Consider the following 14,755-nt stretch of genomic DNA (forward strand, 5'->3'; position numbering starts at 1 on the left):
TTCCGCCCACTTGGGTGCTGCAACCCACAATTATGGCGACTCACCGAGCTGGATTATCCGGTCTGTGGCCCATGCTGTCCGATTCCCCTGAAACCCTGTCCGCCTCCTGTCTGGTGAAAATCCTTTGATTCACCCGTGACATACCAGATAATTCCCTAAAACAGGGAGAAGACCATGGCAGATGACGGGAACAATGATTGGTTGGCCGAGTATCGGAAGAGGGCAGGTTTCGAAAAAAAGCAAGACGCTTTTGCCAAGGCTGTCGGCCAAAGAGACTATAGCCGTATTCGGAAATGGTGCAAATATAAAAGCACTCCTGAAGAGCAGACTTTCACGAAGCTGTCGTCCGCGCTGTGCGGAATGGATGTCGAGGTTACTGCTGAAGAGCTGAAAGAGGCCTACGCCCGTGGTTTCCAGATCCACAAACTCAACCTGCTCAAACAGAAACCAGTCGACTCCACCCTCATTGCCAATGCTCTGGATGCCTGTAGTCTGCAGTTGGGATGTGACAACTACCAGGCGGCGGCAGAAAAGGTTATCGGCTGCCTGAAGGATGAAACACAACTGTCGGCACCTCTCAACAAGACGGCTCAGCAGCCCATACAAAAGGCCATCGCGGCCAGTCAGACTGGTCAGCAGTTGCAGAATATCCGCTATCTGATCGCTGCCATCGCTCTGTCGGCCTTGGTGCCGGTCGGTGAATGGAAGATCGGTCGCGAACTGCGGGTGCAGGGAGTAACGAGAGCCTGGGCCTTGCGCATAGTGATCGATGACCACAACAGGCGGAATGTCGCCGACTACGACCAGAAAATGATCATGACCGCCATCGAGGCAAAAACCATGACGCAACTGGATAACGCCTCGACCCGCTCGGTAGTTATTCCCCACACAAAGGCAGATCCGGAAGACCTGTGGGGGCGGCTGCATGAGATTGTCGAAAACCTGGTCGAGGCGGTGAACTTTACATCCGCGATAGGGAAGTGTCCGGCCCTCGATGACGAAGAGAACCACCAGGCCTTCAAAGCCTACTGTGAAGAGCTCAATCTCCACCTGGGAAACACCAACCAGGATAGCGAGCATGTCTTCAACTACGCGGTGAACAAACAGCCGGGCAACGTCACGAACGAGCTGCTTCTCCTGCTGCCAAATATGCGGCTCTTCATCTGTCGGGAGGGTGAAACGGCCCTGCCGATACTGCGGGTACCTGAGAGAGAGCTGGAGGCCTGGATCGCCAATATGCTTATCAAGATCAAACAGCGGCAGGAAGCGCTCAAACACCGATCATCGACCGAAAACAGAAGCAAGGAGAGGCCAATGGAATCCAAGAATAGAGACTCGATCAGCATCACTGTACATAATACTGGTGGCGATAGCAGTGTCTCAGTTGCAGCGAGTGGAGGGGTGAGCCATCAGCAGATCAATGCCACTCAGAAGCTTGGCAATACACTGCATGAGATCCTCAAGAGTACCGATGCGGGCAATCCTCACCACGAAGACCTGCGCTTCGATGTGGAGGGTATGCTTGCCAAGGAAAAGGCTGGAGAGCCGCTGCCGGGCAGTGGCAGGAAGCGCCTGGAAGGCCACTATAAAACCCTAAAGGAGATAGTCGGCACAAGTGATACAGTGGTCAAACTGATCAGCAAGGCGGTGGATATTTGGGATAAGGCCACGGGAGTTATTACATGAGCCACACCAACGCCTTGCTTCAAGCCATCGGCCAGCCGCGCCGGCTGCCGCCCCAGGGCAGTTGGCCGGAAGCCACACACTGTATGGATGAACCCTCGGCCCACGCCCTGATCGCCGCCATCTCCGCCAATCGGCCGCTGCTGGTGCGCGGTGAACCGGGGGTCGGTAAGAGCCAGTTGGCCCGCGCAGCAGCGGATGTGCTGCAGCGCCGTTTTATCAGCACGGTGATTCAACCCAACAGCGAGTATGAGGAGCTGCTCTGGCTGGTCGATCACACCCAGCGTCTGGCCGATGCCCAGCTGGTCGCCCACACCGGCGATGACGGCAAACTGAAGAAAACCGATGAGTACCTCGCCCCCGGCCCCCTCTGGTACGCTTTGCAGTGGGACATCGCGGAAGGTAAGTCATGCCAGAACAACTACCAGCCGCCGGCAGGGGTGAAGACATCCGAAGGCAAGATCCCCTGCCCGAAGGCGGATGGTGTGGTGCTGCTGATCGACGAGATCGACAAGGCGGATATCTCCCTGGCCAACGGTCTGCTGGAGGTGCTGGGTAATGGCCAGTTCGAGGTGCGCCCCAGCCGAGAGACGGTCAGCGCCGGCGAGATCAAACCCCTGGTGGTGCTCACAAGCAACGACACCCGCCAACTGCCCGCCGCTCTGGTGCGCCGTTGCGTGGTGCTTGATCTGGAGCTGCCCAAGGATCGGGATGAGTTGCTGATGCATCTGCAGACCATCGGCAAAGCGCACTTTCCAGACGCTGAAGAGGATGCGTTGGCCGAGGCGGCGCAGCAGATCGTACAAGACCGTGAGCGGTGTGACGATCTGCCCAGGACTGGTCAGGCCGAGTATCTCGACCTGCTGCGTGCCTTGCAGGATGTGACAGGCGACGAGCCGGAGCAGTGGTCAGGCTGGCTTAAAAAGCTCGCCCCCTACTTCCAGAAGAGCCACGCTCACCGCTGATGGCGTACATCTCCCGCAGCGATCTGCTCCGCGTGCTGGCCCATGCCGAATCGGCTGAGCCGACACTGCTGGCCGGCTCCCTGGGTTTTACCCGGCATGATCTGAAGGATCAGCATCGGGAGCAGGGGGCAGACGGAATCTTTGCACCAGCCCAGTTGGGGCAAGCCACCCAGCCGGGCCGTATGCTCTACACCGCCCTCAAGGAACCTCGCTATTGGCATGTCGCCGGCTGCACGCCGGTGGAACCGGAAACAGAGGCAGATGGCGAGATCGTGCCGCTGAAAAAGTATCAGGCAGGCACTTTTACCCGCCCTATTCCCCTGGCGGAACGCCCCCTGCTCAATCCCGGTGAGTGGCAGAACTGCTGGGACCGGAATCTCGCCGGCGACTCTACGGGCAGGGCCATCGACCTGCCTGCCAACATCAAGCGCCTGGCACGAGCCCAACCGGTGGAGAAGCTCCTGCGCAAGCGGCGCAGAAACTTCAACCACAACACAGTGCTGCTGATGGAGCGCACCCCAGCCACACGGCCAGTGTGGGACGATATGTGCCGCGCCTGGCAAAGCCTGAGAGAGCTGTTGGGCGATGAACAGCTCGATGCCTACTACTGGGTCACCGGTCCCGCCGGCTGCTGGTATCGGCAAGCGGATAACCGTCAGGCAGGTGAAGAGGCTATTCCGGAAAACGCCAGCATTATCCTGCTCGGCACCTTCGGCGCACTGGACGATGGCGAGCTGAGCGAGGAGTGGCGGCGCCTGATCGAACGCCTACAGTGTAGTGCCCGGCAGCTGCGCCTGCTGGCACTCTGCCCGATCAAACGGCCGCCGGCGAAGGTGCAAGGGCTGGAGTCGGCCACGACCCAACCACAGGATGAGCCCCTGGACACCCTGCTGGCGGCCCTGGCCCTGGCCTGGATGCCATCTGTCGTCCAGCTGCGTCATCTGCGCCAGGCGATCCCCGGCGCCACCATCACCCACGAACTGCGCGCCTACAACCACCACAGCGTCGAGCGCAACGGTCAATGGCTGAGTCTGAAACAGGATGCCATCCTCCAGCAGTTGCGGCTGTTCGAATCCCGGGAGTCGGCCAGTAAGGTGAATGCAGAAAAGGCAGTCGACGCCTGGCAGCAGAGCCTGAGCGCCACCGCCCGCGAGATCGAACAGCTGCAGCGCAATCTCCACCCGGCTACACCCGATCCAAAAGAGTACCCGCGCCTGCTCGGGCTGGCGGCACGGGCCGAAGAGGAGTTTGCCTCGCTGGAGGAGGGTGGCATGGCCTACAGCCTGATACTCTCCATGTTGCCACTCACCCATCTGTTGGCCGATCGAAGCCGAGACAGTCGTTGGCGGGCCTTTCTCAAGGTGGTGCAAAGGGTGGCACGGGATGCCCAGCAGCGCCTGCCCCTGAAGCAGCAGTATATGGAGAAGAGCGAGCCAGTGCAGTGGCTGATTCAACGGAGCAATCGATTGGTGCTGACCCGTGCGCAGCAAGGCAACAACCTGCTGGCGCTGGGTACGCAACCCTATCACGTGCAGGCCCGCCGCCAACTGAACGCCGCCACCCCATTCGGTGATGAGCGGGTCGACATCGTCGATCAGCACTGTCAGTGGAGACTCGAGGCACTCGGCAAACCCACTTGGGCAGAGCGCATCAAGTTTGACAGCGGCAGGCTCCACACCCGCCACGCCGGTGGTGCGGAGTTTCTCCTGCAACCGGCCTCGCCGGACCACCCGGCGGCCCGATGGCACTGCCGGCACAACCCCTGGCCCTGGGCCAGTAGCACCGGCATCGACGAATATGGGCTCTGGGCCGACCTGCATGTGAAGGGCATCGAATACCGCCTGCGCTGGATAGCCCCGGGAACCTTTCTAATGGGTTCGTCACAAGATGAGCCGGGGCGAAACGATGATGAGATCCTGCACCCAGTCACCCTCACCCAGGGCTATTGGCTGGGCGAGACCAGCTGTACCCAGGCCCTGTGGCAGGCGGTAATGGGCGAAAACCCGGCCAGCCCCAAGAGCCTCGGTCTGCCGATCAACAAGGTGAGCTGGAACAACTGTCAGCGGTTCATCCAGCGCTTGCAGAAATTGGTACCGCAACTGCCCCTTGCCCTGCCCAGCGAGGCGCAGTGGGAGTACGCCTGTCGTGCCGGAACGACCACCGCCTATTGGTGGGGTGAGAGGTTCAATGAGGCGGATGCAAACAATAGAGATAAGATACGTGCAGAGGAGAACTATCCTGCCAACCCCTTCGGCCTGAAGAGTATGCATGGCAATCTATGGGAGTGGTGTGCCGATTGGCTTGGTGACTATCCCGACCAGCCGGTAGACGACCCGCAGGGTCCGGCGGAGGGCCACGAGCGCGTGCTGCGTGGCGGTAGCTGGTTTTGCCTTGCGCGGAACCTGCGTGCTGCCCGGCGCTACGCCAGCACGCCTGACTACCGCCTCCACGACTTCGGCTTGCGGCTGGCCGGAGGTTTAGACCCACAGGCAAGTGCCAGCGCCATGCCAGCCGACAGATGGCTGCGGAGCGGCCAGCAGAGAGGCGGGCAGGGTGCGGGCAACGAGGAGGATAGAGAATAGTGCACTATACTTTTTTTCAAATTCCGGCCATCGATCCAGATGCGGCTGCTAAGCGCTTCAATGCTTTTATACAATCGCAATCAGTGATCGGTATCGAACGCCAGTTTGTCGCCGATGGCCTTAACAGCTTCTGGAGTATCTGCGTAACGACTGCATCCCCTGGTGGTTCGGGGTTATCGGACCTGTCGGCCGCTAAAAAGCGCACCCGTATAGACTATCGTGAGGTCCTTAGCCCCGAGGTGTTTGCCATCTTTGCCCGCTTGCGCACATTGCGCAACGTCAGGCACGCCGTTTCACCTGGGTGATGCACATGGATATTGCGCAGTTCTTCCCGAATATTGACCATGAAATATTGCATGGGCAACTGCGACGGCGCTTTCGTGGTGATGGGATGGCGCTGTTAGATGCCGTCATTGCGGCGCATGGTAGCGAATTCGGTAAGGGCTTACCGATTGGTGCGCTGACTTCGCAGCATTTTGCAAACCATTACCTGAGTCAGGCCGATCGCTGGTGCCTGTCGCAACCCGGCATCGATGCACACTGCCGCTACATGGATGATTTTCTTCTGTGGGCGAATGACCGTAAGGCATTGCAAGCGTGTGCGGATGGTATCTCTCGAATATTGGATGAGAGGCTTGGCCTGGAGATAAAACCGGTAACCATTCGGCGCACCGATGGTGGCATCCTCTTTTGCGGTGTACACATATGGCCTTTCCGGCTCAGGCCAAGCCAGCGGCGTCGTAAACGCTACCGGCTGGCGTTGGCACACTGGCAACAGCAGTGGCTGACAGGTGCGATCGATAGTCTGGAGCTTCAACAGGCCTACGCCGCCTGTCGGGCGATTCTGTTGCCCGCCGATGATATGGCCTGGCGCAAACACTGTTTGACACGGATCGAGAGAGTCGATGCCTGAGCGAGTCACACTCTCTCCGGGTCGTCGGCGAAAAGGCCACGAGCGCGTGCTGCGTGGTGGTAGCTGGATCTACCATGCGCAGAACTTGCGCGCTGCCCAGCGCAACGCCTACGCGCCTGGCTACCGCTACCGCGGCATCGGCTTGCGGCTGGCCGGAGCTTTATTGACCGGAGGGTCAGTAAACCAGCCGATGATCCAGCTTGATTCATCTGTGGATGACAAGCGAAACCAAGGCCCGTGGCGCGTGAGTAGGCATCTGACCGAAAGCCTGTCACCGGGCCGCACTATTCAGGCGTTCTCCCCATGATGCTCGATCCCAATCCGCCACAGTTTCCTGCCCCCTGGGCCAGCGCCTGGGGTGAGGATAGCTACGGCCTCTGGCAGGCCTTCGAGGTGCAAGGGGTGCGCCAGGTGATGCGCTGGATTCTGCCAGGGCAGTTTCAGATGGGGGCATCTGCGGCAGAGCCAGATGGTATCTATGATGAAAAACAGCATCCCGTTATCATCAGCCGGGGATTCTGGTTGGCTGAAACCGCCTGCACCCAGGCGCTCTGGCAGGCGGTCATTGAGGAGAACCCCAGTCATTTCGATAATGATCCACTCTGCCCGGTCGACTCTGTTTCGTGGAATGATTGCGAGGAGTTTGTGCAGCAGTTGAACCGGTTGTCGCCGGGTGATCTCGTCCTGCGTCTGCCCACCGAGGCCGAGTGGGAGTACGCCTGCAGGGCCGGTACCACGACCGTTTTCAGTATGGGTGACGACCTATCATCCACGGATGCCAATTTTAATGGCAATCACCCATACGGAGATGCGTCCAAAGGGGTCTTTCACCAACGCACACTACCCGTTCATGCGTTCGCGCCTAACCGTTGGGGGCTGTTCCAGATGCAGGGTAATCTCTGGGAGTGGTGTGAGGATTGGGTGGATAACTACCCCAGTGAACTGTCGGTCGATCCTGTGGGGCCAGCAGGGGGCCGCGAGCGCGTGCTGCGTGGCGGTTGCTGGATCGGCCATGCGCAGGGCTTGCGCGCTGCCCGGCGCTACGCCAGCGCGCCTGACGGCCGCTACCACAACGTCGGCTTGCGGCTGGCCGGAGGTTGACCCTCGAGCCGGCCCGTGCCCCCTGTGCCTGCCGGCGGCAGGCTGCGGAGCAGCCAGCAAGCCGGTGGGCAAAAGGGGGCAAACGCGCCAGTGAATGAGTAACTTCAGGGGTCGATGAGTCAAACAGCGGAACGATTTGTAGGAAAAGCGGCACAAGTGGGCGATTTGACTCTGAAAATCCTCTAGTCAGCCTCCTCGCAGTCAGTGGTTAAACTGGCTGCTTCTATACGATGAGGAGACTGACATGAGACATTACTGCGGAATAGATTTACATTCAAACAATCACGTTGTGGTGATAACAGACGAAGGGGACAAACGAGTGTTTGAAAAACGGTTCAGCAAAGATTTATCGCTGTTATCCCCTTACCGTAAAACCTTGCATGGTATAGCCGTGGAATCCACATTCAATTGGTATTAGCTGGTCGATGGACTGCAAGAGCAGGGGTACGATCTCCTGTTCCTACCAAAAACCTAATCCGATGACAGTATTGAGAAACTGATCCGCGCAACGTGGAGGTTAGCAAAATAGATAAGTCAGCGAGTAGGGTATGAGGCTGGTCGAAAGAGGCGAATAAATGGCCTTGTGCGCTGGAAGTGAAGACCATGAGGGCCATCGGATGTACAGTTGGCAAACAGCTGCCTGCTGTAGCACACGGAATTAGGAGCGTTGCGACCGTGTCTCAGGCTGCGCGGCGGTACTCATGATGCAGACCGCCGACGTGTGGGAAGGCGATGACAGTACCCTGACCAGCTTTCTATTGCTAATCAAGGGCTTATGTTTGGTAGGCGCGAGTGGATTCGAACCGCCGACCCCCACCATGTCAAGGTGGTGCTCTAACCAACTGAGCTACGCGCCTGTTAAGAGCGCGAATAATACAGGTGGATATATGCGCATTGCAAGTGTCGGAACAGATTTTTTGCCCGCTTGCCGGAGCGAGCTGTTTCTGGGTCTACAGGCTGCAGAAATGGCCGTCGACTTTTCTCTCTGGTTAGTGCTCGCCGGTCAGTGGGACGAAGGCCACAGGCAGCAGACTCTTTTCAGTCACATTACCGGATTCATCCTTCTCAAGCAGAAGAAGATCCTGCCCGTAGAAACGTCCGCCAACGGGTAACACCAGACGTCCTCCCGGTGCCAATTGCTCCGGCAGGTGAGGGGGGACTTCTGTGGCGGCGGCTGTTACCAGTATTACATCGAAAGGGGCCTCCTCCGGCCAGCCGAAGTAGCCATCGCCGGTCCGGCTGATGATGTTCGAGTAATTCAACTCATCGAACCGTAACCTTGCCTCATCCGCCAATTCAGGGATGATCTCAATGCTGTATAGCTGCCGTACAAGGAGCGACATCACCGCTGTCTGATAGCCCGAGCCTGTGCCGACCTCCAGCACACGATCCCCCGGCGTGGGATTCGCCAGATCAGTCATTAAGGCGACGATAAAGGGTTGGGATATCGTCTGCCCGCGACCGATCGGAAGTGGGCTGTTGTCGAAGGCGTGGCAGCGCATGTTCATGTTGACAAAACGCTCACGGGGAACCTTTGCCATGGCATTCAGCACATTGGGACTCAACTCTGAACGCCCAATCATTCGGCTGGCATAGCGGGCCTCATCGACAATATCCTGCAGCATTTCTTCGATGTTATGCATTGCCCCCTACCTGAAAAAGCACCAAAATCACTTGCTAATTGTGGACGATTTGAGACGGTGTTGCATAGTTATTTGTCAATTTTCTGAAATGATTTCACCTTGAAAGGCGAATTATATTCGCCCATAGTTTCCAGTGAGGACAATTTATTCAATTCATGCGGAACGGGAGGAAGAAGATGCACGCCATATGGAGATCATCAAATGCGACGAAAGGGTTGTTGCTACTGTTCTTTTCTCTGTTTCTTACCGCATGCGACCCGTCGCAATATCAAAAACCTGCTGAAGACTTCCTCGCAGCCACCGTCACCCTCAGGCAAGTCTATTTTCTGGAGATGGATCTATCCAACAAAGCCAATATCGAGCGTCGTGATATGGAGGATCAAATTGCAATTTGGGGAGCGCCTCCAGGTATAGACCATCAAAGCATCGAAAGAGTCATCAATAAAATGACTGAGCGGCGCAGGAGTGATATCCATGAAGCGTTGAAACCGCTCCGTAAAAAGGCATTTGCCGCAATTGAGGGATATGCTCAAACGCTGGTCAATCTGGCTTCCGGAGAATCAACCGAAGCGATTGTTTCGGAACTGAACGGATTAGTGCAGGGCATCGAAGGGGTGGTAGCTAAAGCCAGCAAAATCAGCGCCCTTTCTGATCGTTCTGCCAAAATGGCTAAATTGGCGGGTCCATTAAAGCAGTACGCCGGTATATTGAAGGAGGTTATTGGTCTGGTATCCGATGTGGTGAGGGAACAGGCCATTATTCAAACAATCGGAAGGTCAAACAAGTCAGTTACCAAGCTTTTGTCTGTACTGAAAAAATGAGGCTGTTACAGCGAATAACAATACTCAGTTACATATCGAAAAGGCGCGAGAGAATCTCGAAGGCTTTTTAAAAAAGAACAGTTTTGCAAATGCTGAAAATACATTCAAGGCGTTAATTGCGAAAAGATTAGCGGACATCCGGATTATTGAAGAACAGGTCAAAGATGACGGCATTGACAAGGCCTTTGACGCAGCACTTGATGCCCAATCAGCTTTGGTTGAAAAAGCCATCTCGACTGATGCCATGGGCTGGGCTATTCAGATTCGAGCCTTCAAGGATAGGGCTGAGGCAACAAAAACAGCCATTGAAAAAATACAGTCGGAAATTTAACTGTTTCAACCTCAAAGGGAGCCACTTTATGAGCTTAGATAAAAACAGCACAATTGCCGATCTCCGGAGTGAACTGGACCGCAAGGGAAAGCGTGCATTAGACCTTCAAACAAACACAACTGATCCAACCGAATGGAGAAATTTAAATGCCATTCGCTGGGAATTAGAGGATTTGGACAATGATCTCTACCTCAGCCAATTTGTCAAAAACAACGATAAAATCAATAAACTGATAGGACAAATTACCGAATCCAGCAAGAAGGCAAAAAAAATACTTGCCACTCTGGAGGAAGCGAAAAAAATCTTGAGCAAAGCTCGAACTGAACTCCAGCAAACATCTGCAATGTTTGATGAGCTTGAGGGCTTCTATAACGAGACTGAAGCTTTATTGATCGTTTTAAAGGGGTAGGGTGTTGTGTCGAACATTTTTGAGGCTAAATATTACGCAACCAACCCCTTATCCTGCAGCGTTTTTATCTGATCCCTTACCTGTGCCGCCTCCTCGAACTCAAGATCCCGGGCGTGGCGGTACATCTCATCCTCTAGTTCTTTGATGCGTTTGGCCATCTGCTGGGGAGTGAGACTGGCATACTCAGCCATCTCTTCCGCCACCCTGGCATAGGCACTGGGAGATACTGGTGCGCCGGGATAAGCACCTTCCATGATATCGGCGATGGATTTGCGAATGGTCTGCGGGGTGATGCCATGTTTTTTATTGTGAGCAATCTGTTTCTCGCGCCGGTGATCAGTCACGTCTATTGCGCGGCGCATGGATCCGGTAATCTGATCGCCGTAGAGAATGGCCTTGCCGTTGGCGTTACGGGCCGCCCGGCCAATGGTCTGTATCAGAGAACCTTCCGAACGCAGAAAGCCCTCTTTGTCCGCATCGAGAATGGCAACCAGTGATACCTCCGGCATATCCAATCCTTCGCGCAGGAGGTTAATGCCGATCAATACGTCGAATTTCCCGAGCCGCAGGTCACGGATGATCTCTACCCGCTCTACAGTCTCGATATCGGAGTGGAGGTAACGCACCCGCACATCGTGATCACCCAGGTAGTCAGTAAGGTCTTCCGCCATGCGTTTTGTCAGCGTGGTCACTAGCACCCGCTCGGCCTTGTCAGCCCGCAGGCGGATCTCGGAGAGCAGATCATCGACCTGGCTGGTCGCTGGTCTGACTTCAACGCCTGGGTCTACCAGACCTGTCGGTCGCACCACCTGTTCAACGATCGCTCCCGAGTGTTCCATTTCATAGTCACGGGGCGTGGCGGTGACGTAGATGGTCTGAGGTGAACGGGCCTCATACTCCTCGAATTTGAGCGGACGGTTATCGAGCGCCGATGGCAAACGAAAACCATACTCGACCAAGGTCTCCTTGCGCGAACGATCCCCCCGGAACATGCCACCGATCTGGGGGATGGTGACATGACTCTCGTCCACCACCAGCAGCGACTCTTCCGGCAGATAGTCGAACAGCGTCGGTGGGGCTTCCCCCGATGCGCGTCCGGAGAGGTAGCGGGAGTAGTTCTCGATGCCGGAGCAGTAACCCAACTCCAGAATCATCTCGATGTCAAAGCGGGTGCGCTGATCCAGCCGTTGCCGCTCCAACAGTTTATGGGCTGACTCCAACTGCTCCAGACGTTCTTTGAGTTCCACTTTGATGTGATCCACTGCGCCGAGCAACTTCTCCCTGGGGGTGACATAATGGCTTTTCGGGTAGACGGAGTAGCGGGGCACCTTGCGCAGCACTTCTCCTGTCAGCGGATCAAAAAGGGAGAGTTGCTCTATCTCGTCATCAAAGAGTTCAATGCGCAGTGCTTCGGCATCGGATTCCGCCGGATAGATGTCGATCACCTCACCCCGAACACGGAAGGTCGCGCGGTGAAGTTCCACGTCATTGCGTTTGTACTGCAACTCAGCCAACCGGTGCAGGATGTCACGTTGGTTGATGATATCGCCCCTGGAGAGATGCAACATCATGCCCAGATAGGAATTTGGATCACCCAAGCCGTAGATCGACGAAACGGTTGCGACGATGATCGTATCCCTGCGTTCCAGGAGCGCCTTGGTGGCTGAAAGCCGCATCTGCTCGATATGTTCGTTGATGGAGGCATCCTTCTCGATGAAGGTGTCCGAGGCGGGCACATAGGCTTCGGGCTGGTAGTAGTCGTAATATGAGACGAAATACTCTACCGAGTTGTGGGGAAAAAAATCCTTGAATTCGCCGTATAACTGGGCCGCAAGCGTCTTGTTGGGGGCAAGGACCAGCGTGGGTCGCTGAGTTTCCTGAATCACATTGGCGATAGTGAAGGTTTTACCGGAACCGGTCACCCCCAGCAGTGTCATGCCCGCCTCGCCGTCGTGGAGGCCCTCCAGCAGCCTTTTGATCGCGGCTGGCTGGTCGCCTGCCGGGTCAAATTTGGACACTAATTGAAAATCTTTCGCCATCAGGGATTCTGCATCTCGGGATAATTGGATATTATTACACGTTGTCGCCTCTCGAGAGAGGCACTCCAGATTCGTCTCTTTTGCCACGGAAACTACAAATGAACACAAAACTCTCTGTAAGGGTACAGGCCGTCAAACCCTCTCCCACCCTGGCGATCACCGCTCGCGCCGCTGAGATGCGCGCTGCCGGCAAGGATGTCATCGGGTTGGGCGCTGGAGAGCCGGATTTTGATACGCCAGAACATATCAAGCAGGCTGCCATCGAAGCGATTAATGACGGTTTCACAAAATACACTGCTGTGGACGGCACGCCGGGCCTGAAGAACGCGATTATCGAAAAGTTCAGGAAAGATAATGGGTTTGAGTATAAGCCGGAGCAGATCCTGGTCTCCTGCGGCGGTAAGCAGAGCTTCTACAATCTTGCTCAGGCAACCCTGGATCCGGGTGATGAGGTCATCATTCCCGCGCCTTACTGGGTCTCCTACCCCGATATGGCAATCCTCGCCGGCGGCGTGCCCGTGTTGGTCCAGGCCGGTGCCTCGCAGAAATTTAAGATCACCGCCGCGCAATTGGCTGCGGCGATTACCGATAAAACCCGGCTGTTTGTCATCAACAGCCCCTCAAATCCCACCGGCATGGCCTATACCAAAGAGGAGTTGACTGCCTTGGGTGAGGTACTGAAAGAACACCCCCGGATTCTTATCGCCACTGATGATATGTACGAGCATATCCTCTGGACTGAGGCTCCCTTCGTCAACATCCTCAATGCCTGCCCGGAACTGGTGGATCGCACCCTGGTGCTCAACGGTGTTTCGAAGGCCTACTCCATGACCGGTTGGCGCATTGGTTACGCCGGCGGTCCGGCGGAGATCATCAAGGCGATGAAGAAGATCCAGTCGCAGAGTACCTCCAATCCCACATCAATCTCCCAGGTGGCGGCACAGGCAGCGCTGGAAGGCTCGCAGGACTGCATCAGCGATATGCTCAAATTCTTCAAGGAGCGTCACGACTATGTGGTCGATCGGCTGAGCAGGATGCCCGGCGTCGAGTGCCTGCCCTCAGACGGCACCTTCTACTGTTTTCCCAACATCGAGGGTGCGCTGGAAAATATCGAAGGGGTCGATAACGACATGGAACTGGCCGAATATCTCATAGAAAAGGCTGGAGTGGCGCTGGTACCCGGTACCGCGTTTGGTCTGGGTGGTCATGTACGGATCTCCATTGCCACCAGCATGGAGAATCTGCAGAAAGCCCTGGACAGGATCGAAAAAGTGCTTGTTGGATAACGTTTTGCGTGTAGACTGGATTCCGATGAGAAAATAGTTCCCAGCGCTGGCGCTCAGGTTCTAGCAGGCTGTTGAAATTCGTTCAGGTGAGTGCAAGACAAGGCTAAATCGACCGAAAAAGCGCAGTTTACATTGAGTAAATGAGCATTTTGAGGCCGATTTCAACGCTGTATTGTGCCGCCTGAATAGAATCTCAACAGCCTGTAACTGATCGGGCCGGCCACACACCTCTACTGGAGGGACAGACATGGATGTCGCCCTGAATCGATACACACCTGCCTGCACGGCCGGTTTCACGCTTCCCGAACTGCTTACCACTCTGAGTGTTGCACTGATTCTGCTTAGCGCGGGCGTACCCGCCTATCGCACACTGGCGGCAAACAGCCAGATGAGTGGTGAAATCAACAGTTTTATCAGCCACCTGCAACTGACGCGCAGCACAGCCATCATGACAGGCGGCCTGGCCATTCTCTGCCCCAGTACCGATGCACAAACCTGCCTTGATGAGCCACTCTGGCATGAAGGTTTCCTGCTCTATGCGGACACGAATGGAAACCGGCAGCCCGACGATGCCGAAAAGCGGATTCGCTATCAGAATGCCACGAGGCACTCCCTCATCAGCATGCGTTCGACCCAGGGCAGACGCCGTATCATCTATCGGCCTGATGGTACCTCTCCCGGTAGCAATCTCACCCTAACCTTCTGTGATGTAACAGAAAATATTGACCCCAGGGCAGTTGTGGTATCGAATGCCGGCCGCCCCAGAATATCCAAAACCCGGCCCAGTGGTGGCGAATTGAGCTGCAACTGACTATTTCTGCACTTCCCTATTGACGCTCGCGACCTGTGTCATTAATATGCGCTGCAACACAATTCCCCGGTAGCTCAGTCGGTAGAGCGGGTGACTGTTAATCACTAGGTCGGCAGTTCGAGCCTGTCCCGGGGAGCCATACAAAACAAGGGCTTAGCGAGAAATCGCTAG

General features: G+C 56.1%; 13 protein-coding genes and 2 tRNA genes. 12 read left to right on the forward strand and 3 right to left on the reverse strand.

Annotation, left to right across the window (positions count from 1 at the left end; translation table 11 throughout):
- The first annotated feature begins 174 nt into the window (after nucleotides 1–174).
- Genes G9Q73_RS18840 through G9Q73_RS18870 form a run of 7 tightly spaced genes read left to right on the forward strand, consistent with a single transcriptional unit; the run spans nucleotide 175 to nucleotide 7,244 of the window.
- The gene (locus G9Q73_RS18840) at nucleotides 175–1,686 is read left to right on the forward strand and encodes a hypothetical protein (protein ID WP_177421158.1); all 1,512 of its coding nucleotides are present in this window, start codon (nucleotides 175–177) and stop codon (nucleotides 1,684–1,686) included.
- Complete coding sequence (locus G9Q73_RS18845; RefSeq protein ID WP_177421159.1) at nucleotides 1,683–2,648, forward strand: AAA family ATPase; 966 nt, start codon at nucleotides 1,683–1,685, stop codon at nucleotides 2,646–2,648. The genes G9Q73_RS18840 and G9Q73_RS18845 overlap by 4 nt, the downstream gene beginning before the upstream one ends.
- Entirely contained in the window at nucleotides 2,648–5,230 is a 2,583-nt protein-coding gene (locus G9Q73_RS19890; protein WP_246345403.1) for a formylglycine-generating enzyme family protein, read from the forward strand. Before G9Q73_RS18845 ends, G9Q73_RS19890 begins: the two co-directional genes overlap by 1 nt.
- Nucleotides 5,230–5,535 (forward strand): hypothetical protein, encoded by a 306-nt coding sequence (locus tag G9Q73_RS18855; RefSeq protein WP_177421160.1) that lies wholly within the window; start codon nucleotides 5,230–5,232, stop codon nucleotides 5,533–5,535. Before G9Q73_RS19890 ends, G9Q73_RS18855 begins: the two co-directional genes overlap by 1 nt.
- A 5-nt stretch (nucleotides 5,536–5,540) precedes the next feature.
- The gene (locus G9Q73_RS18860) at nucleotides 5,541–6,143 is read left to right on the forward strand and encodes an RNA-directed DNA polymerase (protein ID WP_246345405.1); all 603 of its coding nucleotides are present in this window, start codon (nucleotides 5,541–5,543) and stop codon (nucleotides 6,141–6,143) included.
- 46 nt (nucleotides 6,144–6,189) lie between these two features.
- Nucleotides 6,190–6,450: a hypothetical protein gene (locus G9Q73_RS18865; protein WP_500814666.1), complete on the forward strand. Its 261-nt coding sequence runs from the start codon at nucleotides 6,190–6,192 to the stop codon at nucleotides 6,448–6,450.
- Nucleotides 6,447–7,244 carry a formylglycine-generating enzyme family protein gene (locus G9Q73_RS18870; RefSeq protein ID WP_177421163.1) on the forward strand — a complete coding sequence of 266 codons (798 nt, stop codon included), beginning with the start codon at nucleotides 6,447–6,449 and terminating at the stop codon, nucleotides 7,242–7,244. The genes G9Q73_RS18865 and G9Q73_RS18870 overlap by 4 nt, the downstream gene beginning before the upstream one ends.
- A gap of 780 nt (nucleotides 7,245–8,024) precedes the next feature.
- On the opposite strand, the gene G9Q73_RS18875 is transcribed toward G9Q73_RS18870, so the two are convergent.
- Both G9Q73_RS18875 and G9Q73_RS18880 read right to left on the reverse strand, forming a co-directional pair.
- A tRNA-Val gene (locus tag G9Q73_RS18875) sits at nucleotides 8,025–8,101 on the reverse strand.
- Nucleotides 8,102–8,233: 132 nt separating this feature from the next.
- On the reverse strand, nucleotides 8,234–8,887 hold the full coding sequence (locus G9Q73_RS18880; protein ID WP_246345407.1) for a protein-L-isoaspartate(D-aspartate) O-methyltransferase: 654 nt from the start codon (nucleotides 8,885–8,887) through the stop codon (nucleotides 8,234–8,236).
- A gap of 176 nt (nucleotides 8,888–9,063) precedes the next feature.
- Between G9Q73_RS18880 and G9Q73_RS18885 the strand changes: the two genes are divergently transcribed.
- A complete protein-coding gene (locus G9Q73_RS18885) occupies nucleotides 9,064–9,708 on the forward strand; it encodes a hypothetical protein (RefSeq protein WP_177421164.1) in 645 nt (214 codons plus the stop codon).
- Nucleotides 9,709–10,067: 359 nt separating this feature from the next.
- The gene (locus G9Q73_RS18890; protein WP_177421165.1) at nucleotides 10,068–10,448 is read left to right on the forward strand and encodes a hypothetical protein; all 381 of its coding nucleotides are present in this window, start codon (nucleotides 10,068–10,070) and stop codon (nucleotides 10,446–10,448) included.
- A 32-nt stretch (nucleotides 10,449–10,480) separates the two neighbouring features.
- Here the strand turns inward: G9Q73_RS18890 and uvrB are convergent, their stop codons facing one another.
- Nucleotides 10,481–12,487, reverse strand: a complete 2,007-nt coding sequence (uvrB, locus tag G9Q73_RS18895; RefSeq protein WP_177421166.1) for an excinuclease ABC subunit UvrB — start codon at nucleotides 12,485–12,487, stop codon at nucleotides 10,481–10,483.
- Between the two features lie 98 nt (nucleotides 12,488–12,585).
- Here uvrB and G9Q73_RS18900 point away from each other — a divergent pair, with 98 nt between their 5' ends.
- The 3 genes from G9Q73_RS18900 (at nucleotide 12,586) to G9Q73_RS18910 (ending at nucleotide 14,723) form a co-directional block, all read left to right on the forward strand.
- On the forward strand, nucleotides 12,586–13,773 hold the full coding sequence (locus tag G9Q73_RS18900) for a pyridoxal phosphate-dependent aminotransferase (RefSeq protein ID WP_177421167.1): 1,188 nt from the start codon (nucleotides 12,586–12,588) through the stop codon (nucleotides 13,771–13,773).
- A gap of 247 nt (nucleotides 13,774–14,020) precedes the next feature.
- Nucleotides 14,021–14,584 carry a GspH/FimT family pseudopilin gene (locus G9Q73_RS18905; protein ID WP_177421168.1) on the forward strand — a complete coding sequence of 188 codons (564 nt, stop codon included), beginning with the start codon at nucleotides 14,021–14,023 and terminating at the stop codon, nucleotides 14,582–14,584.
- Nucleotides 14,585–14,647: 63 nt separating this feature from the next.
- Nucleotides 14,648–14,723 (forward strand) — tRNA-Asn (locus G9Q73_RS18910).
- Nucleotides 14,724–14,755 lie beyond the last annotated feature (32 nt).

This window comes from endosymbiont of Lamellibrachia barhami (assembly GCF_011947365.2).
In the GTDB taxonomy this organism is placed as follows: Bacteria; Pseudomonadota; Gammaproteobacteria; order Chromatiales; family Chromatiaceae; genus QGON01.